We start from the raw sequence: 20,320 nt of genomic DNA on the forward strand, positions 1-20,320 counted from the left end.
TTCATCATGCACTTACGAAAAGTAATGTGCAACGGTGATGGTAAGCACATAGCGTCCAGGAGGGTAGAATGGCCGCATGAACGACGCGCAGCCCACGGAGAACATCGTCGACCCGTCTCTCGAGGCCGACGTCTTCTCGCGGAACTGCTCCTCGCGCGAGATCCTCCAGAACGTCACCAGCAGGTGGGGCCTGCTCGCACTGGTGGCGCTGCTCGACGGCGAACTCCGATTCAACGCGCTCCGCAGGCGGGTGGACGGCGTCAGCGAACGAATGCTGTCGGTGACCCTGCAATCGCTCGAGCGAGACGGCTACGTGCGGCGGGAGATGCTGCAAGCCATTCCGCCGCGGGTGGAGTACTCGCTCACCGAGGCGGGCACGCAGGTGGCGCAGCGGCTCTCCGGGTTGATCGAACTCGTGGAGGCGCAGGTGGACGAGGTCGCCGAGGCGCGTGCCGCCTACGACGGGCGCTGAATCCGCGTCTACTCAGTTCGGTCGCAAGGCGGTGAGTGTCGCGCCCTCGCTCAGCACGATGTAGCCGTCGACGTCACGGGCCGATCCCAGCACAGTCCGGTTCCAGAGCTGCGCGCCCGAGTCGATGTCGTAGGCCGTCAACTGGTTGGGGTTCGCGAACACGGCCACATCGTCGGAGGCGCCCACGCAGGAGGAGGCGTCGATGGCGGCGTCGGGATCATCGAGCGCCGGAGGAGGCATCGAGCCGCGCCGCGCACCGTCGGCGAGGTCGAAGAACACGCGTGAGCGATCCTTGCGCGCCACTGACAGCACTCGGCCGCACGGCCGGGCGTTCGCCTTCGACAGTTCGGGATCTCCGATCTGCCAGAGCCCGTCGCCGGTCGCCGGATCGACGATCTCGTAGTGCCCGGCGGCGTCGAGAGACGACCCCTCGCCGGCGGGGGCGATCACCGGGAGCGTCGACGGTCCGCGGAGCACACGCATGCGCCGCGCCGTTCCGACGGCCTCGTCGCTGACGCCGGCCTCGGTGAAGGGATGGAACGAGACCGACTCGGCGCCGTACGCCGTGTCGGTGACCGCGATGCCGGATTCGAAGACGTCCACCGTGCACTGGGTGCAGGAGATCCGGTCGGTACCGTCGGCGGGGTCGATGACGTGATGAGCGTCGTCGGAGGTGTCGACGATGAGAGCGCCGTGCGCCTTGCGGACCTCGGCGGCGCCGGCGAAGGTGCGGCTCCACGCGGTTGCGCCGTCCGGTGATCGCAGACTGACCTGGTAGCCGCTCTGATTGACGTGCACGAAGTCGGGACCCAGGCCGAGAACCGCGGCGGTGTCGTCGCCGTCGGCGGTGCGGGTGAGGGATCCGTCGTGTTGATCGACGAGGTAGAATCCGTTCTCCGGCCCGTCGATGCGCAGCCGAACGGCGCAGCCGATCTGACGGCGGTCGTTGATCGAGCAGTCGCCGAAACCCGCGTCGACCGGGGAGTCCCACTGCGGCTCGCCCGACCGTGCGTCGATGAGCATGAACTCGTGCTTGATGCCGACCGGGTACGAGATCAGCCAGCGGTGGCCGTCGGTGGCCGCGACCGTCGCCGGCCCACTCATTCCCGGCAACGTGCCGTCGTCGAGCGTCCACGCCGCGTCGGGTTCGGCGGAGTACGAGCGCAGCACGCCTTCGATCGAGGCGTCCGGTGCGGATTCCGGGGCACCGGAGAGGACTACCCCGGCGGTGACGACCAGCGCCGCGGCGCTGAGGGCTGCGACCGCCGCCATGCCTCCGGGCAGGTGTGGCAGGCGGCCCGCGAACGAGGAGCGCGAGGACATGCAAGACAGTCAATCACGGGCTCCGGCCGGGTGGTCGGAGCACCGTTCGCTCAGGGCGTATCGGGCCGGGAACATCCCCCTTGAGCGTTGCGTTGTCAACCACAGAACCCCGTCGCAGTACACAGCCGAGGACTGAGGACAGATGTAACTGCCTCGTCGCCTCCCGGGACCACTACAGTGGAGGCAGGGCTGGTCGCCGGAGTACGTCACACTTTCGTGACAGCGGCCGGGGCGCAAGCAATAGAGGGAGAACAATGTTCGAACGGTTCACCGACCGCGCACGCCGGGTTGTCGTCCTGGCGCAGGAAGAAGCGCGGATGCTCAACCACAACTACATCGGTACCGAGCACATCCTCCTGGGACTCATCCACGAGGGTGAAGGCGTCGCGGCGAAGGCGCTCGAGTCGCTCGGCATCTCGTTGGAGGCGGTTCGCAGCCAGGTCGAGGAGATCATCGGCCAGGGCCAGCAGGCGCCGTCGGGTCACATCCCGTTCACTCCGCGCGCCAAGAAGGTGCTGGAGCTGAGTCTGCGCGAGGCCTTGCAGCTCGGTCACAACTACATCGGCACCGAGCACATCCTGCTCGGTCTCATCCGCGAGGGCGAAGGCGTCGCCGCGCAGGTGCTGGTGAAACTGGGCGCCGACCTGAACAAGGTCCGCCAGCAGGTGATCCAGCTCCTCTCGGGCTACCAGGGCAAGGAGCCGGCCGAGGCGGGTACCGGCGCGCGGTCGTCGGAGTCGGGCACACCGTCGACCTCGCTGGTCCTCGATCAGTTCGGCCGCAATCTCACGACCGCCGCGAGCGAGGGCAAGCTCGATCCGGTGATCGGCCGTGAGAAGGAGATCGAGCGGGTCATGCAGGTCCTCTCGCGCCGCACCAAGAACAACCCGGTGCTCATCGGTGAGCCCGGCGTCGGCAAGACCGCCGTGGTCGAGGGGCTGGCGCAGGCGATCGTCAACGGCAACGTCCCGGAGACGCTCAAGGACAAGCAGCTCTACACGCTCGATCTCGGGTCGCTGGTCGCGGGCAGCCGCTACCGCGGCGATTTCGAGGAGCGCTTGAAGAAGGTGCTGAAGGAGATCAACACCCGCGGCGACATCATCCTGTTCATCGACGAGCTGCATCAGCTCGTCGGCGCGGGCGCAGCCGAGGGCGCGATCGACGCCGCCAGCATCCTGAAGCCGAAGCTGGCGCGCGGCGAACTGCAGACCATCGGTGCCACCACTCTGGACGAGTACCGCAAGTACATCGAGAAGGACGCCGCGCTGGAGCGCCGCTTCCAGCCGGTGCAGGTCGGCGAGCCGTCGGTGGAGCACACCATCGAGATCCTCAAGGGTCTGCGCGACCGCTACGAGCAGCACCACAAGGTGTCGATCACCGACGGTGCCCTCGCGGCTGCGGCCACCCTCGCCGATCGGTACATCAACGACCGCTTCCTGCCGGACAAGGCCATCGACCTCATCGACGAGGCCGGCGCGCGGATGCGCATCCGCCGGATGACCGCTCCGCCGGACCTGCGCGAGTTCGACGACCGCATCGCCGAAGCGCGCAAGGAGAAGGAATCGGCGATCGACGCCCAGGACTTCGAGAAGGCGGCGAGCCTCCGCGACAAGGAGAAGCAACTGGTCGCCGAGCGCGCCGAGCGCGAGAAGCAGTGGCGGGCGGGCGACCTCGACGTGGTCGCCGAGGTCAACGACGAGGAGATCGCCGAGGTCCTCGGCAACTGGACCGGTATCCCGGTGTTCAAGCTCACCGAGGAGGAGACCACTCGTCTGCTCCGCATGGAGGACGAGCTGCACAAGCGGATCATCGGCCAGGAGGACGCCGTGGCGGCGGTCTCGCGTGCGATCCGCCGTACTCGTGCCGGACTCAAGGATCCGAAGCGTCCGTCGGGCTCGTTCATCTTCGCCGGACCGTCGGGTGTCGGTAAGACCGAGCTGTCGAAGGCGCTTGCGAACTTCCTGTTCGGTGAGGACGACGCACTCATCCAGATCGACATGGGTGAGTTCCACGACCGCTTCACCGCGTCGCGACTGTTCGGAGCCCCTCCCGGCTACGTCGGTTACGACGAGGGCGGCCAGCTCACCGAGAAGGTGCGCCGCAAGCCGTTCTCGGTGGTCCTGTTCGACGAGATCGAGAAGGCCCACCCGGAGATCTACAACACGCTGTTGCAGGTGCTGGAGGACGGTCGCCTCACCGACGGTCAGGGCCGGACCGTGGACTTCAAGAACACGGTGCTGATCTTCACGTCCAACCTGGGCACGTCCGATATCTCCAAGGCTGTCGGCATGGGCTTCAGCAAGGACGACGGCCGCGGTTCCAACTACGACCGGATGAAGCAGAAGGTCAACGACGAGCTCAAGAAGCACTTCCGGCCTGAGTTCCTCAACCGCATCGACGACATCATCGTCTTCCACCAGCTGACGCAGGACGAGATCATCAAGATGGTCGACCTGATGATCGGCCGCGTGGAGGCGCAGTTGAAGAACAAGGACATGGATCTGGAGCTGACGGAGAAGGCCAAGAACCTCCTGGCCAAGCGCGGATTCGACCCGGTGCTGGGTGCGCGGCCGCTGCGCCGCACCATTCAGCGCGAGATCGAGGACCAGCTGTCGGAGAAGATCCTCTTCGAGGAGATCAAGGCCGGCCAGATCGTCGTCATCGACGTCGAGGGCTGGGACGGAGAGGGAACGGGCGAGGACGCCACGTTCACCTTCACCGGATCCGACCGCCCGCGGGCGATCCCGGATGCCCCGGCGGAACTGACCGAGGCAGCCGACGGCGAGGCGGGCTGACAACCGTCTGATACAGAATTTCGGCTCCCGCACGGGTCTCGCAGACCGGTGCGGGAGCCGAAATTTTTGCGTCCGCGGCCGGGGAGCTCATGACTTTCGGACAGCAGCCGTTCCAACCTCCGCAGCCGCCGCCCGCACAACCCGCCTCACCGGTGGCCGCGTTGCTGGCACCGACGGCGCCGCCGTCGTCGACTCGGACGATCGTGGGTGCTGTCGCCGCTGTCGGGGCTCTCGTTCTCATTGTCTGCAGCTTCTTGGCGTGGGTCTCGGGGTCCGCTAAGAGCGAGCAGAGCCTCGGTACGGCGAGGATCGCCGTGGGAATGGACTTCACGGTGACCGGCATGGGCTCCGGTGACGCGTCGTTGTACGTCATCGAAGCGCCCGACATCGCCCGCGCCGCGATGGAGAACCAGATCTCGGCGCAAGAGGACTCGTTCTCCTCCGATGCCGATGAGAAGGCGAAGAAACCGGGTATCTGGATGATCGTCTTCGGAGTCATCGTCGCGGTGGGCGCGGTGCTGCTGCTGATCGGGCGCTACTCCGGCATCGGCGCGCTGGTGGCCGCGGTGGGCGGTCTCGCGGCCACGATCGCGGGCATCGTGTTCGTCGCCGACCCGACGGGCGCGGTCGGGATGAAGACGAGCAGCGAGATGCCGCCCGGCGCCGAACTCGGCGCTGCGTACGGGTTGTGGCTCGTGCTCGCGGGCGCGTTGGTGACGTTGGCGGCGGGGGCCGCTGCGGTGCTGCTCACGATCCGTCCGGGCCTGTTCGGCGGTAAGCCCGCCGCAGGCGCTGCAGGTCCGGCACAGTCTTTCGGCCAGCCCCAGTATGGGCAGCCTCAGCAGCCCGGACCCCAGCAGCCGGGACCGGGGCACTACGGGCAGCCGCAGCAGGGCTACGGACAGGCTCCGGGTGGATTCCCGCCGCCGCAGCCCGGCCCGTACCCGCCGGTGCAGCCGCCGCAGCCGGGCGCGTATCCGCAGCAGCCGCCGCAGACACCGCCGCACGGACAGGGTGGCGTTCCGCCGCAGCAGTAGAGCCCGGACGTCTGATGACGAACCGGGGGTGGGATTGCTTACACGGAACGGCGACAACCGGATCCGATTAGGGAATTCCACAGCTGAATATGTGAAACTCTCCTCCATGCGCTCTTCGGTCAATCGTCCCGCGGCGGTCGCCGCTGTGGTCGTCGCGGTCGTGGTGACCGCGGTGGTCGGATTCGCCCTGTCGAACTCCCGGGGAGCGGCCGGCCCGAGCTCGGCATCGGTGGTCGGAACGGCAGGCCGTACCGCGCCGCCGGTCAACTACGTCGCGATGGGCAGTTCCTTCGCGGCGGGCCCGGGTGAGGGGCCGGTGGTCGATCGGCGTTGCCTCCGTACCGGCGACAACTATCCGCACCAGGTGGCCGCACGGCTCGGTATGCGCCTGATCGACGTGACGTGCTCGGGTTCCACCGCGGCGGAACTGGTCACCGGACCGGTGCGTAAGCACGGCAAGATCCGTCCGCAGGTGGAGGCCGTCGATCACAACACCCGCTTGGTCACCATCACGACGGGCGGCAACGACATCGACTTCGTCGGCCGCATCATCGCTCAGGCCTGCAATAACATGCGTGCGCTCGGACTGGCTCACTGCGGGTCGGGCCGGATGCCTCCGCCGCCGCCCGGCCCGGCCGACTTCGGCCGTCTCGAGCAGTCGCTGGTGAACGCGGTGGAAGCGGTGCGGGCGCGCTCTCCGCTGGCTCGCGTGGTGCTCGTCGACTACACGCCGGTGGTGGCGATCGATGCACCGCCCTGCCGGCTGTTGCCGCTGCTGCCGTGGGAGGTGGAGCAGGACGCGCAGATCGCCGCTGAGATGTCCGCGGTGAATCAGCGGGTCGCCGACCGTACCGGCGCCCAGCACGTCACTACCGCCTCGCTCGCGCCCCTGCATTCGGCGTGCGCGGCCGAACCGTGGATCCGCGGCTACGGCAACAAGATGGTGTTTCATCCGAATGCCGCGGGAAAGACCGGCATCGCCGATCTCGTGGCCGCGGCGCTGCGCTGACTCGCGAGGACGACGATGTGGGCGCACCCAGCGTGAACGCCCGGGGGAAGCGGGAACTGCCCGTTCAGTGAAGAACGTTCAGCGAAGAAGGACCCCGGCTCGCCGAGCCGGGGTCCTTCTCGATGCAGTGGATCAGGCCGTCAGGGACGCGCGGGCTTCGCGTCGTGCGCCGCGTTGCTCTGCTTGACGCCCACGACGATCGCGGAGAGCAGCAGCAGCGCGCTGGTCGCCGTGATCAGGACGCCGAGTTCGGTGTTCACCGACTCGTACACGCCGAACCCGATCGCTCCGCCCACCACTGCGACGAACGACGACCGGCCCCAGCGCTGGATGCGCCAGTCGATCCGTTCGCGTCCGGTGGTGATGAGGCTGATCGGACTGCGGCGGAGTACCTCGACGAGGTAGACGGTGCCGAGAACGGTGACGAGGTAGGTCAGCAGGAGATTGATCCACAGCGGGGCGTCGAGGTGCTCGCGTGAGCTGACCAGGACGGTCGAGAGCACGATGACGTGCGCCAGATAGATGCCGAACGACCGGTCCGCGGCGGTTCGCATGAACCTGTCGGCGATCGAGCCCGAGCTCCGCCTGTCCTGCCAGATGGTTCCGCAGACGTACAGGATCACGATGATCGCGACGAAGGCGAACGCGTTGTGCACCATGAAGACGTTGGTGGCACGGAACATCTCTTCGCCCTGGTCGACGTTGTAGACGAAGTACACCAGGGTCACGATGATCGTCACGAGGGCGACGAGCACCAACGGCCGGCGGAAGCGCCTCATGAAGCCGCTGAAGGCCTCGTAGTGATACGCGGCCAGGCAGCCCGCGAGGATGAAGAACTGATACGGGAACAGCGTGACGCCGAGGTAGCGCCAGATCAGGCCGGGCACACCGCTCTCGAAGAAGGAGAGCGGCGGACGCACCATGTGGAACAGCAGCCAGATGTGGAACGTCAGGCTGGCCGCGAGCAGGTACCGGTGGTATCCCCAGGTCCGCTTCAGAACCCACAGGACCGCCGGGAACACCAGATAGATCTGCATGCTCACGGACAGGAAGTACAGGTGGTAGGCGGCGTTGCCGGTGATCAGGTCGTACGCGAGACTCTTGAGTGCGAGGCGCTCGGAGGCGCCGTCGGTGAAGATGCCGCGGATCGCGTCCCAGCCGCCCTGCTGGTAGTGGCGATTGGTCCAGTAGAACAGCGACCACACCACGAAGGGCAGGCCGATCAGCTTGTAGCGTCTGCGCCAGAAGGTCGGTGCGTGCAGTTCGCGGTTGCGGTACTGGTAGGTGAGGACGAAGCCGGTGAGCGCGAAGAAGCAGTAGCGCGTGTACCGCAGGAGCAGACCCAGACCCTGGGCCGCCATCGCCGTCGCGGGGGCGAGCCCCAGGATGACGTGGTCGAGGATGACGCCGCCGAAGGTGAAGAGACGGACGAAGTCGATCTGGTAGAGATGCCCGTCTTTCTTCTTCTTGACGGGGGCCGGCACCTCAGCGGTGTCCGCGGGCTGCGGTGTCTGCGTGTCCGTCGGCGCCGAAGGCTCCTCGATTGCGTCGGGCCGACGCTCGGGCGCGTCGTCGATCTTCGGTTGGGCGTTTACCACCTGGCTACCCTGTCTTGTCGTTCATTCACCTGGCTCTGGTGCTGCTGCTGTGGCGAGGGTACTAGCCCAGGCTGGGTAGACACACATCAGCAACGGCGTCGATGTCCGTTCGGTCACGTTCGCCGGGCCCGTCCCTGGGGATTTGCAACGTTCTGATTCCGAAACGTCCGCCCAGGGTTTCGGTATGTCGGCCATGACGGGATACTCTGTGACAGAAGTGATTGGTGGGGCAAAAGGGGTTTGCAGTGCGACGATTCAGTTCACGAGCCGCGGTGGTCGCGGGAGTCTGCGCTCTCTTCTTGACGGGCGCCGGGGTGGCCTCGGCCGATCCGGCGACGTCCGCACCGAAGGAACCCGCCACGGCTCAGCTTCCCGCGCGTGTCGTGTCGCTGACGAACGTGGCACCCCAGGAGTCACTCCTGGAGGTGTACTCCGCCGCGATGGGGCGGACTATCTCGCTCAACGTGCTCCGGCCCGAGGACGATGCCCCGGCGCCGGTCCTGTATCTGCTCAACGGTGCGGGAGGCGGCGAGGACAGCGCCACCTGGCGCGCCAAGACCGACTACAAGAAGTTCTTCGCCGATAAGCGGGTCAATGTCGTGACGCCGGTGGGCGGGGCCTTCTCGTACTACACGGACTGGCAGCGCGACGATCCCGTGCTGGGCCGGAACAAGTGGCAGACCTTCCTCACGGAGGAACTGCCGCCGCTGGTCGACAAGGCCTTGAACACCAGCGGTGCGAACGCGATCGCGGGCATCTCCATGTCGGGGACCTCGGTGTTCAACCTCGCGATCGCGGCGCCCAAGCTGTACCGGTCGGTGGCTGCGTACAGCGGATGCGCACGGACCAGCGATCCGCTGGGCCAGGCGTACATCCGCACCGTCATCGGCGACCGCGGCCGCGGTGACATCACCAACATGTGGGGACCGCTCGACGGGCCGGGATGGCGGGCCAACGACCCCTACCTGCACGCGGCGGCACTGCGCGGTGTGAAGGTTTACATGACCTCCGGCAGCGGACTGCCGGGCCGGTACGACACCCTGGATGCGAGACTGATCAAGGGGGACCCGGCGGTTCTGGTGGATCAAGTGGTGATGGGCGGCGTCATCGAGGCCGCGGTCCGCAGCTGCACCGTGCAGATGGAGCAGGCGCTCAAGACGGCCGGCGTCGACACCGAGGTGATCTCGCGGCCGCTGGGCACCCACTCCTGGGAGTACTGGCAGCAGGATCTGCACACCACGTGGCCGATGATCGCCAAGGATCTGGGAACGGCCTGATCGGCACGAGTGTGTGACGCGGTGTCAGTCGCGGTCGAGTAGCAATCGGACGGTCAGTTCCATCCGGTTGGTGACGTCGGTGGCCGATGCGCGCCGGGTCAGCCACTGCACCAGATTCGACATCCACACGTCCGAGATGACGCGGGCGATCGCGAGATCCTGGGCGGTCGGCTCGGCCGCCGGGTCCGCGTCGTCGATCATCGCGCCTGCGAGCAGTCGGTCGATGATGGTGGCGACTCGGTTGACCTCGCTGGTGGCCGAGGCGTCGGCGAACATGAAGGCCCGCGTCATCGCTTCGGTGAGCAGCGGATCCTTCTGCATCGCGAACGTGATCATGTCGAGGACGAAGCGCAGTCGCTCCACGGCGGTGTCACCCTGCAGGACGCTGCGGTCGGCGCGCGACTCCACCTTCTCGAGTTCGCGGGCGAGTGCGGTCACCAGCAGGTGCACCTTGGACGGGAAATAGCGGTACAGCGTGCCGACGGCCACGTCGGCCTTGTCGGCGACGGCTCGCATCTGGACGGCGTCGTATCCACCCTTCGATGCGAGCGCCAGGGTGGCGTCGAGGATGCGCCTGCGTCGTTCACGCTGTGCGGCGGATCCGACCTCGGCACCGGACAGTTGAGCGGGGGCTGGAGGCGGCGCCGGCATATCGGTCTCGGTCTTCGTCGTTCCCGCGCCAGCCATAGGTTTCCGTCTCCTCCGTTACGTCACGTCCATCGGCCGCCAGTTGGCAGCCGCCCTCCGATGGTGTACACCCAATGGATATTAGAACAGGTTCTAATTGACGTTACCAACAGAATCTCGGAGGAGGTCTCGGTGACAATCGCCACGTCAGCGGACCAAAGGGTTGTAAGTGACAGTATCGCTGCTTGGGCTCAGGCGCGCGATGTTCGCTCCGCGGTGCGGGGCGATCTCGACCACTCGGCGGACTCCTGGCGTCCGCTGTGGACGCAGATCGCGGACCTCGGGCTGTTCGCCGCCGGTGTTCCGGAGAGTGCGGGAGGTGCAGGCGGCAGCGTCGAGGACGTCGCCGTGATGTTCTCCGCCTGCGGTTCGGAGCTGGTTCCCGGTCCGCTTGCGCCGACGATGGCCGCCGGATACGTGCTGGCCACGCAGGGTGCGGAACTCGCCGACGAGGTGATGGCCGGACAGCGCCCGGTGGTGGTGCCCGCCACCGCGGTCGCCGAGTCCGCGGGCTTCGGCGTGGTCGACGGCTCAGTGGACCTCGGTCTGATCCCCGCGTACGTGTCCGACGCACTCGTCGCCGCACCGCTGACATTCGACGGCGGCACCGTGCGGTGGCGCCTCATCGATCCGGCATCGTGCCGCATGGAGACCGACGCGGTCGCCGGGCCCCTGGACGGCACGGCGGTCCCGGTGCGGGTGCGGGTGTCGGAGCTCTCGGAGGAGGAGACGCTCGCGCTGGACGACGGTGAGCTGTTCGTGGCCCTCCTGCACGTCGGCGTGATCGCCTATCAGGCCGGGGTCGCCGCGCACGTCCTGGACCTGGCGGTCGACTATGCGAAGGTCCGCACCCAATTCGGTGCGGTGATCGGGTCGTTTCAGGCGATCAAGCAGATCTGCGCGGACATGCTCTGCCGGAGCGAGCAGCTCGCCGCCGCCGCATGGGACCTCGCTCGCGCGCTCGACGACGCGCGGACCGGTACCGGTGATCAGGGTCGTGACCAGGTGGAACTGAGCAGGCTGGCGGCCGCGGTGCTGACCGCGGATCTCTCGCCCGCCAACGCGAAGGACGCCATTCAGGTCCTCGGCGGCATCGGCTTCACCTTCGAGCACGACGCGCACCTGTATCTGCGTTCCGCGCTCGCCGCGCGCATGCAGCTCGCCGCCGGGGAGCCCCAGCGCGCGGCGTTGGCCGAGCTCGGCCGTGCCGGCGGCCGCCGAGAGTTCTCGCTCGACCTCGCCGACGCCGAGGCCCGCAGGCCCGCGATCGCGGCCACCGCCGAGGCGATCGCGGCGGTACCGGAGTCGGAGCGACGCGCCGAGCTCGCTCGCACCGGATTCCTCGCCCCGCACTGGCCGGAGCCCTACGGATTGTCGGCCGATCCGGCGTTGCAGCTGCTCATCGACGCGGAGCTCGACCGGGTCGGCGTGGTCCGCCCCGACCTGGTGATCGCCGGATGGGCGCTGCCGACCATCCTGGAGCACGGCACCGACGAGCAGCGCGAGAAGTTCGTCTCGCCCACCCTCGCGGGCGAGATCCGCTGGTGCCAGCTGTTCAGCGAACCCGAGGCGGGCAGCGATCTCGCATCACTGCGCACGCGCGCGGTCCGCACCGACGGCGGCTGGCTGCTGACCGGACAGAAGATCTGGACGTCGGAGGCGCACATGTCGCAGTGGGCGGTGTGCCTGGCGCGGACCGATCCGGACGTGGCCAAGCACAAGGGCATCACGTATTTCCTGGTCGACATGTCGGCACCGGGCATCGACATCCGTCCGCTGCGGGAGCTGACCGGCCGGGCGATGTTCAACGAGGTCTTCCTCGACAACGTTTTCGTGCCCGATTCCATGGTGGTCGGCGACGTCGGAAACGGCTGGCGCCTGGCGCGCACCACCCTCGCCAACGAGCGTGTCGCCATGGGCGGGTCCGGGCTGGGCAAGGAGGTGGATGCGCTGCTCCGGCAACTCGACAGCAGCGGCGCCGAACTGACCGGGGCCCAGACGCTCGAACTGGGCCGGATCATCGCCGACGCCCACATCGGACGGGTGCTCGACGCGCGGTCGGTGGCTCAGCGGCTCAGTGGCACCGACCCGGGCGCCACGTCGAGTGTCCGGAAACTGATCGGTGTGGTGCACCGGCAGTCGGTGCCCGAGTTCGCCACCGATCTGCTGGGGTGCGAGGGGCTGGGCGCGACCGCCGCCACCGACCTGCTGCTGCTGAATCGCTGCCTCTCGATCGCCGGTGGAACCACCCAGATCCTGAAGAACGCAGCGGCTGAACGGATTCTAGGTCTACCCCGCGGGTGAGCGGGAAACGCGTCGACAACGGCACGAAAATCGCAGGGCATCGGCAAGATGTGACACCGGTCTCTGGGTCTCTGATAAACTAGAACAAGTTCTAATACTGCTGGAGGAGGAGCCGGGTGGATTTCACCCTGGAGCCCACCGCTGCTGCGGTCCGCGACGTCGCCGACGAGGTGATGCGCCGACTGCAGCCGGACTGGGAGAGCAAGTTCACCGAAGGAGCCGGCGGCTTCGATGCCGCCGCATGGGAGGCGCTCACCGGAGCCGGAGTCACCGTGCTTCCGCTGCCCGAGTCGCTCGGAGGCGACGGGCTGGCGATCGATTCGCTGGTGCCGCTGCTGACCCGCGCGGGTCACGACGCCGTCGTGGCTCCGCTGATCGGGACCCTGGTCTCCGGACTGGTGCTGGCTCGGTCGTCCTCGGCGGCCGAGCACGCTCGCGCCATCGCCGAGGGCGGCTGGCACGCCGTCGCGATCGGCGAACGGGGTCGCGCACTGGGTGAGGCCCCGACGGTCACGCTCACCGACACCGTCGACGGGGCCCGGCTCGACGGCGTCAAGACCGGCGTGCTCGCGGCCGAAGGCGCATCGGCGCTGCTGGTGGTGGCCGACAGAGGCGTCGCCGTGGTGACGCCCGACGCCGCCGGCGTCGAGATCAGCCGCACCACCGCGTCGTCGGGCTGGGGCGAGTACACGGTCGTGTTCGACGGTGTCGCCGTGCCGCACTCGCACGTCGTCGCCGACGATCCCCGCCCGGCCGTCGACGCGTACCGGGCGCTGTTCGCCGCGTACGTCGACGGACTGGTGGCCGGTGCTGTCAAGCGGACCGCCGAGCACGTCTCGACCCGCCACCAGTTCGGCAAGCCGATCGCCGGATTCCAGGCCGTCGGCCAGCAGTTGGCGGACGTCTATGTGATCTCCCGGACCATGAATCTGGTCGCCACGGCGGCGGCGTGGGACATCGCGAACGGAGTCGATCCCGAGCAGGATCTCGCCACGGCGATGTATTGGATCGCCGCCGAACTGCCGGCCACTCTGCGCACCATGACGCACCTGCACGGCGGCGTCGGCGTGGACGTGACCTACCCGCTGCACCGCTACTTCTCACTGGTCAAGGACGCCGCTCGTCTGGCGGGCGGCGCACACGCCACGCTCGACAAGCTGGCCGACGAGACCGTTCCCGCCGGACAGGAGGCGCTCGCATGTTCGTAGCGTTCACCGACGAGCAGATCGCCTTGCGCGACGAATTGCGCGCCTACTTCGCCGGCCTCATCAGCCCGGACGAGGAGCGCACGATGCGCACCGAGCGGCACGGTCCGAGCTACCGCAACGTCATCTCCCGCATGGGCGCCGACGGCTGGCTCGGTGTCGGCTGGCCGAAGGAGTTCGGCGGCAAGGGCTTCGGCGAGATCGAACAGCAGATCTTCACCAATGAGGCGGTGCGGGCCGACGTTCCGCTGCCGTCGGTGACTCTGCAGACCGTCGGCCCCACCCTGCAGCGTTACGGGACTCAGGAGCAGAAGGACTTCTTCCTGCCGAAGATCCTCGCCGGCGAGGTGCACTTCGCGATCGGCTACACCGAACCCGACGCCGGTACCGACCTCGCCTCGCTGACCACGCGGGCCGTCGTCGATCCGGCCACCGGCGACTACATCGTGAACGGTCAGAAGATCTTCACCACCGGCGGCCACGACGCCGATTACATCTGGCTCGCCTGCCGCACCGATGCCGAGGTGCCGAAGCACAAGGGCATCTCGATCCTCATCGTCGACACGAAGGATCCCGGCTTCACCTGGACGCCGATCATCACCGCCGACGGTGCGCACCATGTCAACGCCACCTACTACAACGACGTCCGCGTGCCCGCAAGCATGCGCGTCGGGGAGGAGGGCGACGGCTGGAAGCTGATCACCACCCAGCTCAATCATGAGCGCGTCATGCTTGGGCCGTCGGGGCGCATCGGCGGGCTGGAGGACCGGCTGCGCGCGTGGGCCCGGTCCGCCCAGTACGAGGGCGCCCCGGTGATCGAGCAGGAGCAGGTGCGACGGCTCCTCGCGCAGATCGGCGCATACGAGCGGCTCAACGAGCTGCTGAACTGGCAGGTCGCGTCGAACGGAGAGATCTCCATGGCGGATGCCGCGGCGACGAAGGTCTTCTCCACCGAGCGGCTTCAGACGATCTACCGGCTGATCGACGACGTCGTCGGACGCTTCGGCGACTTCACCGAACCGGTCACGTCGGAGTTCGCCGAATGGCTCGACATGCAGGCGAAGCGCAACGTCGTCATCACCTTCGGCGGCGGTGTCAACGAGGTGATGCGCGACATGATCGGCACGGCCGGCCTCGGCCTGCCGCGGACGAAGCGATAGGGGGGGCGGGATGACGATCACCCGAGAGGCGATCACCGGGCAGTCGACGCCTGAGCAGATCCGTGCCGCGGCGGCTGAGATCGCCGCCCGGGGCGCCAGCGCTCCCCGGACCGGCCGGGACCCGATCAACCAGCCGATGGTGAACAACTGGCTGGAGGCGATGGGCGACGAGAACCCCATCTACGTCGACGACACCGCAGCGCGCGCCGCCGGTCATCCCGGCGTCGTGGCGCCCCCGGCGATGGCGCAGGTGTGGACGATGCGCGGGCTGCACGGTGTCCGTACCGGCGACGATCCGCTGGGTCTGGCGACTGAACTCTTCGACGCGGCCGGTTACACCTCGGTGGTCGCCACCAACTGCGACACGGTGTACCACCGGTACACCCGTCCGGGTGAGGAGGTGACGATCACCTCGGAACTGACCGAGGTGGTGGGGCCGAAGCAGACCGCGCTCGGGGAGGGCTGGTTCTTCACCACGCGCAACACCTGGCGTGTGGGCGAGGAGACCGTCGCCGAGATGGACTTCCGGATCCTCAAGTTCCGTCCCGCCGCACCGGTGTCGGAGACACCGCGGGAGCAGACCGCCGACTTCGCCGGTCTTGATCCCACCAAGCTCATTCGACCGTCGGCCTCGCGCGACACCCGCTTCTTCTGGGACGGCGTGGCCGCCCACGAACTGCGCATTCAGAAGGTGCAGGACGGCTCGCTTCGGCATCCGCCGATTCCCGCGGTCTGGACCGAACGCGGCGCCGACGGCGAGTACCCCGACACCGACTACGTGGTCGCGGCCGGGACCGGCACCGTGTACAGCTACGTCGTCCACCACGCGCCGCGGGTCCCGGGACGGGAACTGCCCTTCGTGGTGGCGCTCGTGGAGCTCGACGAGGGCGTCCGCATGCTGGGACAGCTGCGCGGCGTCGATCCGGACGCGGTGCGGATCGGAATGCCCGTCGAGGTGGAGTTCCTCGATTTCCCGGGAGACGACGACTCCGGCGGCGAGCCGTGGTCGCTCTATGCATGGCGAGCGAAGGAGACGGCGAAGTGACCGTGCAGACCATCCAGGTGGGCCAGACGCTGCCCCCGCTGGTGATCGACGCGTCGCCGACATTCGTCGTGGCATCGGCGATCGCCACCCGCGACTATCAGGACGTCCATCACGATCGAGACCTGGCCCAGCAGAAGGGCTCGAAGGACATCTTCGTGAACATCCTGACCGACACCGGTCTGGTGGAGCGCTTCGTGACCGACTGGGCGGGTCCGCGGGCGCGGATCGGCGCCATCGAACTCAAGCTCGGGGTGCCCTGGTACGCCTACGACACGCTCACCTTCACCGGTGAGGTGACGCAGGTGGACGACGTCGCCGTCACTGTCGCGGTGACCGGCACCAATTCTCTTGGCAAGCACGTGATCTCCAAGGTCACCTTCACCCGCGAGGAGGCGTGATGACGGACCGGACGCTCTCCGGCAAGGCCGCGATCGCCGGGATCGGCGCCACCGACTTCTCGAAGAACTCGGGCCGCAGCGAACTCCGGCTGGCCGCGGAGTGCGTGAACGCGGCCCTGGCCGACGCCGGCCTGTGCGCCACCGACGTCGACGGCCTGGTGACCTTCACGATGGACACCAATATGGAGATCGCGGTGGCGCGGGCGACGGGCATCCCCGAACTCAAGTACTTTTCCCGCATCCACTACGGCGGCGGCGCCGCGGCGTCGACGGTGCAGCAGGCGGCGATGGCGGTCGCCACCGGCGTATGCGACGTGGTGGTCGCCTATCGCGCCTTCAACGAGCGGTCGGGCAACCGATTCGGCCAGGTCAACGCGGCTGTCGCCAACCAGGAGAATTCGTCGGGCACCGACAACGCCTTCTCGTACCCGCACGGACTCTCGACGCCCGCGGCGTTCGTCGCGATGGTCGCGCAGCGGTACATGTACGAGTACGGGGCCACGAGCGAGGACTTCGGGCGCATCGCGGTGGTGGACCGCAAGCACGCGGCGACCAATCCGAACGCCTTCTTCTACGGCAAGCCGATCACCCTCGAAGACCATCAGGCCTCGCGCTACATCGCCGAGCCGCTGCATCTGCTCGACTGCTGCCAGGAGTCCGACGGCGGCGTCGCCATCGTCGTCGTGTCGCCCGAGCGTGCGAAGGACCTCAAGCAGAAGCCGGTGACGATCGCCGGTGCCGCATCGGGCAGCGGTACCGACCAGTTCATCATGACCAGCTACTACCGGGACGCGCTGCCCGAGCTGGCGGAGATGGGACTGGTCGGGCGGCAATTGTTCGCGCAGTCCGGACTCACGACGTCCGACATCGACATGGCGGTGCTGTACGACCACTTCACGCCCTACACGCTCATTCAACTCGAGGAACTGGGTTTCTGCGGACGCGGCGAGGCGAAGGACTTCGTCTCACAGCCCGGTGCACTCGAAGTGGGCGGTGTGCTGCCGCTCAACACACACGGCGGCCAGCTGGGCGAGGCGTACATCCACGGTATGAACGGCATCGCCGAAGGGGTCCGTCAGCTGCGCGGTACCTCCGTCAACCAGGTCGACGGCGCCGAGCACGTCCTCGTCACCGCGGGCACCGGCGTGCCCACCTCGGGCCTGATCCTGTCCGCCTGACCCCGACCCCGTCGGTTCCCTCCCAAGGAGATCAACAAAGATGAAGTTCAACCTCGCAGACGTCTTCGAGACCGTCGTCGACGCTGTTCCCGAGCGCGTGGTCCTCACCTGGGAGGGCCACGACTACACGTACGCCGATCTCGACAGGCTCGCCAATCAGGTGGCGCATCACTTCGCCGCGCACGGGGTCGGCAAGGACGACAACGTCGCGCTGTTCCTGAAGAACAGCGTCGAGCACGTCACCTCGCTGATCGGCCTCATCAAAGTCCGTGCGGTGCCGGTGAACGTGAACTACCGCTACACCGACTCCGAGCTGGAGTACATCTTCGACAACTCCGACTCGGCCGCCATCGTCGTGGAGCTTCCCGAACATCAGCGCAGCGTCGCGAACCTGATGGCTTCGCTGCCCGAACTGCGTACCGTCTTCGTGATCGGAGAGGCGGTGGACGAGCTGACCGCCGCGGCGGCCGCCCTCGACGGCCGCACCGTCGAGATCGTCGATTTCAACGGCTACATCGCCCGGTCCACCGAGCGCGACTTCGAGAAGCGGACCGGTGAGGAGCTGTACCTGATCTACACGGGCGGCACCACGGGTTATCCGAAGGGCGTCATGTGGCAGCATGACGACTTCTTCCGCAAGCCGATCTCCGGCGGCAACCCCTACGGACCGCCGCGCGCGGATCTCGCGGAGCTGGCCAAGGAGGTCCAGAACTTCCCGTCGCTGTCGTTCCTGATCGCCGCGCCGCTCATGCACGGAGCCGCCTCGTACTCGCTGTTCACGTTCATTTCGCTGGGCGGGCGTCTGATCCTGGAGCGCGACTTCGACGCCGCCAAGATCGTTCGCAACATCGGCAGGGACAAGACGCAGATGATTCTGATCGTCGGCGATGCGATGGGCATGCCCTTGGCCGACGAGATGGAGAAGCAGAAGGACACCGCCGACTTCTCGACCCTGTTCTCGATCACCTCGGGCGGCGCGCTGTGGAGTCAGAGCGTCCGGGAACGGATGCTCGCGGTGAAGCCGGATCTGATGCTGCGTGACAATTTCGGCGCCTCGGAGTCGGGCAACGACGGCGAGATCAAGATGGACGAGAACGGCAACCTCATGGTGCCGCCGACCGACCGGATGATGGTGGTGGACGAGAAGTTCAACAAGATCACCACTCCCAACGAGGTCGGTCACATCGCCCGCATCGGCAACATCCCGATGGGGTACTACAAGGATCCGGAGAAGACCGCGCGGACCTTCCCGACGCTGGCCGACGGCACACGCATCTCGGTGCTCGGCGACATGGGGTACCTGCGCGAGGACGGCAGCATCGTCTTCCTCGGCCGTGGCAGCCAGTGCATCAACACCGGCGGTGAGAAGGTCTACGCCGAAGAGGTCGAAGGCGCTCTGCACGCGCATCCGGCCGTGGCCGACGCCCTCGTGGTGCCTGCACCGGATCCCAAGTACGGCCAGCGCGTCGCCGCAGTCGTGTCGCTGAACGAGGGCTTCGACGAGCCGTCTCTCGAGGAGATCCAGGAGCACTGCCGCCAGACGCTGGCCGGCTACAAGGTTCCGCGCACGGTGGTCTTCGTCGACGAGGTGAAGCGGACGCCGGCCGGCAAGGCCGACTACAAGTGGGCCAAGGCCACCGCCGCTGAAGAAGGCGCGGCCGTCTAGCTCTTTTCGTCGGTCAGCGGACCCTCATGCCTCGTCCTCGATGCGGTGTGAGGGTCCGCTGACGTGAGGCCTGTCGGGCGATACTGTTCAAGACGACCGCTCGATGCACCCACCCACGACCGAACGGACTGTTCATGCGACTTCGATACCTCGTCATCGCCCCGCTGGTCGCGGGCGCGGTCTTCCTCTCCGCGTGCAGCGGCGATGACAGCAGCAACAGCAGTTCCAACGAGTCGACGTCGGAGGCGCGGACCAGCGTCTATCTCCAGGTGGTGAAATCGTCGGGGTCGTCGTACAAGGACGACGACGCGGCCGTCGCGGCAGGCAAGAAGGCGTGTTCGGAACTGGCGTCGGGCAAGTCGATGATGGAGGTCATCGATTCGATGAACACCGAGGCGGGAGGCAAGGGGCAGGCCGCCGCGGTGGTCGGCGCAGCCATTCCCGCGTTCTGCCCGGATCAGAAGGACAAGATTCTGCCGAGTCAGCTGCGACCCAGCAGCTAGTTCCTCGCGGCGTCTCGGATCGTTAGGGTCGGAGGATGCGATTCTTCAACCGGCAGTCGGAGTCTGCGGCAGCCCAAGCGGACGTGGTCGGACCGTTCCAGTTCCGGATCGAGGACATGTTCACCGTCACGGGCAAGGGACGGCTGTTCACCGGGACCGTGGAGTCCGGGACGGTGGTGACCGGTGCGGCGGCCTCGCTGGTGATCGGCGACAGCGTCGTGTTGGTGCAGGTGGCTCGGGTGAAGACTCGGCGTCGCCGTGCGCCGGCCGTTCTGGAGGAGGGGACGGCCGGCGCGATCGGGCTCGACGGACTGCGGATGGATCAGCTTCCCACCAAACCGTACGGCGGTCAGGTGATCGTCGACATCGATGCGCTCAAGGGCGGCGTGATCCGATCGAGGCTGGCCTCGGACGTCCCGCCCGCCGGGGACGTCGCTGACGGTCAGTGAAACCGGGGGAGCGTTCGGGGTAGGCGGATCGGCGATCGGACGGCGAACTGTCTTTCATGTCGCCCACATCTACGACTCACAGGTCATGGCGGTGTCAACTCGTGGAAGCAACGTTGTCCTTCAGTAGGCGTTCGAAGACTTCCCGTGGAGTGTAGAAGCCCAGGCACTGCCGTGGCCGCTCGTTGAGCTCGCGGGCGATCGCTTCGAGGTACAG

17 protein-coding genes and 1 pseudogene are annotated in these 20,320 nt (G+C 67.3%); 14 read left to right on the forward strand and 4 right to left on the reverse strand.

Going from position 1 to position 20,320, the window contains the following annotated elements; translation table 11 throughout:
• Positions 1-76: 76 nt before the first annotated feature.
• A complete protein-coding gene (locus ABFX36_RS16155; RefSeq protein ID WP_278124955.1) occupies positions 77-472 on the forward strand; it encodes a winged helix-turn-helix transcriptional regulator in 396 nt (131 codons plus the stop codon).
• A gap of 12 nt (positions 473-484) precedes the next feature.
• Here ABFX36_RS16155 and ABFX36_RS16160 read toward each other — a convergent pair whose 3' ends face one another.
• Positions 485-1,795 (reverse strand): outer membrane protein assembly factor BamB family protein, encoded by a 1,311-nt coding sequence (locus ABFX36_RS16160; RefSeq protein WP_278124952.1) that lies wholly within the window; start codon positions 1,793-1,795, stop codon positions 485-487.
• Positions 1,796-2,049: 254 nt separating this feature from the next.
• Between ABFX36_RS16160 and ABFX36_RS16165 the strand changes: the two genes are divergently transcribed.
• From ABFX36_RS16165 to ABFX36_RS16175, 3 genes are all read left to right on the forward strand, one after another.
• Complete coding sequence (locus tag ABFX36_RS16165; protein WP_006897300.1) at positions 2,050-4,590, forward strand: ATP-dependent Clp protease ATP-binding subunit; 2,541 nt, start codon at positions 2,050-2,052, stop codon at positions 4,588-4,590.
• A gap of 89 nt (positions 4,591-4,679) precedes the next feature.
• Positions 4,680-5,627, forward strand: a complete 948-nt coding sequence (locus ABFX36_RS16170) for a hypothetical protein (RefSeq protein WP_231875646.1) — start codon at positions 4,680-4,682, stop codon at positions 5,625-5,627.
• A 106-nt stretch (positions 5,628-5,733) separates the two neighbouring features.
• On the forward strand, positions 5,734-6,636 hold the full coding sequence (locus ABFX36_RS16175) for an SGNH/GDSL hydrolase family protein (RefSeq protein ID WP_346077363.1): 903 nt from the start codon (positions 5,734-5,736) through the stop codon (positions 6,634-6,636).
• A 140-nt stretch (positions 6,637-6,776) separates the two neighbouring features.
• Here ABFX36_RS16175 and ABFX36_RS16180 read toward each other — a convergent pair whose 3' ends face one another.
• Positions 6,777-8,234, reverse strand: coding sequence for an acyltransferase (locus ABFX36_RS16180; protein ID WP_082781236.1), 1,458 nt, complete (start codon positions 8,232-8,234; stop codon positions 6,777-6,779).
• 245 nt (positions 8,235-8,479) lie between these two features.
• Between ABFX36_RS16180 and ABFX36_RS16185 the strand changes: the two genes are divergently transcribed.
• A complete protein-coding gene (locus tag ABFX36_RS16185) occupies positions 8,480-9,511 on the forward strand; it encodes an alpha/beta hydrolase (RefSeq protein ID WP_411815636.1) in 1,032 nt (343 codons plus the stop codon).
• Between the two features lie 24 nt (positions 9,512-9,535).
• Here the strand turns inward: ABFX36_RS16185 and kstR are convergent, their stop codons facing one another.
• Complete coding sequence (gene kstR / locus ABFX36_RS16190; protein ID WP_085950754.1) at positions 9,536-10,162, reverse strand: cholesterol catabolism transcriptional regulator KstR; 627 nt, start codon at positions 10,160-10,162, stop codon at positions 9,536-9,538.
• Between the two features lie 168 nt (positions 10,163-10,330).
• Here kstR and ABFX36_RS16195 point away from each other — a divergent pair, with 168 nt between their 5' ends.
• The 9 genes from ABFX36_RS16195 to ABFX36_RS16235 all read left to right on the forward strand — a co-directional run bounded on the left by ABFX36_RS16195 (position 10,331) and on the right by ABFX36_RS16235 (position 20,106).
• Complete coding sequence (locus tag ABFX36_RS16195; RefSeq protein ID WP_006897294.1) at positions 10,331-12,502, forward strand: acyl-CoA dehydrogenase family protein; 2,172 nt, start codon at positions 10,331-10,333, stop codon at positions 12,500-12,502.
• Between the two features lie 116 nt (positions 12,503-12,618).
• Positions 12,619-13,710, forward strand: a complete 1,092-nt coding sequence (locus ABFX36_RS16200) for an acyl-CoA dehydrogenase family protein (protein ID WP_006897293.1) — start codon at positions 12,619-12,621, stop codon at positions 13,708-13,710.
• The gene (locus ABFX36_RS16205; RefSeq protein ID WP_006897292.1) at positions 13,701-14,867 is read left to right on the forward strand and encodes an acyl-CoA dehydrogenase family protein; all 1,167 of its coding nucleotides are present in this window, start codon (positions 13,701-13,703) and stop codon (positions 14,865-14,867) included. Before ABFX36_RS16200 ends, ABFX36_RS16205 begins: the two co-directional genes overlap by 10 nt.
• 10 nt (positions 14,868-14,877) lie before the next feature.
• The gene (locus tag ABFX36_RS16210) at positions 14,878-15,912 is read left to right on the forward strand and encodes a bifunctional MaoC family dehydratase N-terminal/OB-fold nucleic acid binding domain-containing protein (protein WP_045537496.1); all 1,035 of its coding nucleotides are present in this window, start codon (positions 14,878-14,880) and stop codon (positions 15,910-15,912) included.
• A complete protein-coding gene (locus tag ABFX36_RS16215; protein WP_045537494.1) occupies positions 15,885-16,310 on the forward strand; it encodes a hotdog family protein in 426 nt (141 codons plus the stop codon). Before ABFX36_RS16210 ends, ABFX36_RS16215 begins: the two co-directional genes overlap by 28 nt.
• Positions 16,310-17,488: a lipid-transfer protein gene (locus ABFX36_RS16220; RefSeq protein ID WP_045537492.1), complete on the forward strand. Its 1,179-nt coding sequence runs from the start codon at positions 16,310-16,312 to the stop codon at positions 17,486-17,488. The genes ABFX36_RS16215 and ABFX36_RS16220 overlap by 1 nt, the downstream gene beginning before the upstream one ends.
• A 40-nt stretch (positions 17,489-17,528) precedes the next feature.
• Positions 17,529-19,154, forward strand: a complete 1,626-nt coding sequence (locus tag ABFX36_RS16225; protein WP_045537490.1) for an AMP-binding protein — start codon at positions 17,529-17,531, stop codon at positions 19,152-19,154.
• A 134-nt stretch (positions 19,155-19,288) separates the two neighbouring features.
• On the forward strand, positions 19,289-19,657 hold the full coding sequence (locus tag ABFX36_RS16230) for a DUF732 domain-containing protein (protein ID WP_045537488.1): 369 nt from the start codon (positions 19,289-19,291) through the stop codon (positions 19,655-19,657).
• Positions 19,658-19,692: 35 nt separating this feature from the next.
• Entirely contained in the window at positions 19,693-20,106 is a 414-nt protein-coding gene (locus tag ABFX36_RS16235) for an elongation factor Tu (RefSeq protein ID WP_231875645.1), read from the forward strand.
• A 94-nt stretch (positions 20,107-20,200) separates the two neighbouring features.
• Here ABFX36_RS16235 and ABFX36_RS19080 read toward each other — a convergent pair.
• A pseudogene (locus ABFX36_RS19080) lies at positions 20,201-20,320 on the reverse strand (IS30 family transposase); the annotation flags it as partial.

Source organism: Gordonia cholesterolivorans, from assembly GCF_039531975.1.
Classification (GTDB): domain Bacteria; phylum Actinomycetota; class Actinomycetes; order Mycobacteriales; family Mycobacteriaceae; genus Gordonia; species Gordonia sihwensis.

What these genes read in the sequence shown, in the direction of transcription:
- ABFX36_RS16230 (WP_045537488.1), top strand. Translation starts at nt 19,289, where the DNA reads ATGCGACTTCGATACCTCGTCATCGCCCCGCTGGTCGCGGGCGCGGTC.
- kstR (WP_085950754.1), bottom strand. Translation starts at nt 10,162, where the DNA reads ATGCCGGCGCCGCCTCCAGCCCCCGCTCAACTGTCCGGTGCCGAGGTC.
- ABFX36_RS16215 (WP_045537494.1), top strand. Translation starts at nt 15,885, where the DNA reads ATGGCGAGCGAAGGAGACGGCGAAGTGACCGTGCAGACCATCCAGGTG.
- ABFX36_RS16205 (WP_006897292.1), top strand. Translation starts at nt 13,701, where the DNA reads ATGTTCGTAGCGTTCACCGACGAGCAGATCGCCTTGCGCGACGAATTG.
- ABFX36_RS16175 (WP_346077363.1), top strand. Translation starts at nt 5,734, where the DNA reads ATGCGCTCTTCGGTCAATCGTCCCGCGGCGGTCGCCGCTGTGGTCGTC.
- ABFX36_RS16160 (WP_278124952.1), bottom strand. Translation starts at nt 1,795, where the DNA reads ATGTCCTCGCGCTCCTCGTTCGCGGGCCGCCTGCCACACCTGCCCGGA.
- ABFX36_RS16210 (WP_045537496.1), top strand. Translation starts at nt 14,878, where the DNA reads ATGACGATCACCCGAGAGGCGATCACCGGGCAGTCGACGCCTGAGCAG.
- ABFX36_RS16155 (WP_278124955.1), top strand. Translation starts at nt 77, where the DNA reads ATGAACGACGCGCAGCCCACGGAGAACATCGTCGACCCGTCTCTCGAG.
- ABFX36_RS16170 (WP_231875646.1), top strand. Translation starts at nt 4,680, where the DNA reads ATGACTTTCGGACAGCAGCCGTTCCAACCTCCGCAGCCGCCGCCCGCA.
- ABFX36_RS16235 (WP_231875645.1), top strand. Translation starts at nt 19,693, where the DNA reads ATGCGATTCTTCAACCGGCAGTCGGAGTCTGCGGCAGCCCAAGCGGAC.
- ABFX36_RS16220 (WP_045537492.1), top strand. Translation starts at nt 16,310, where the DNA reads ATGACGGACCGGACGCTCTCCGGCAAGGCCGCGATCGCCGGGATCGGC.
- ABFX36_RS16225 (WP_045537490.1), top strand. Translation starts at nt 17,529, where the DNA reads ATGAAGTTCAACCTCGCAGACGTCTTCGAGACCGTCGTCGACGCTGTT.
- ABFX36_RS16165 (WP_006897300.1), top strand. Translation starts at nt 2,050, where the DNA reads ATGTTCGAACGGTTCACCGACCGCGCACGCCGGGTTGTCGTCCTGGCG.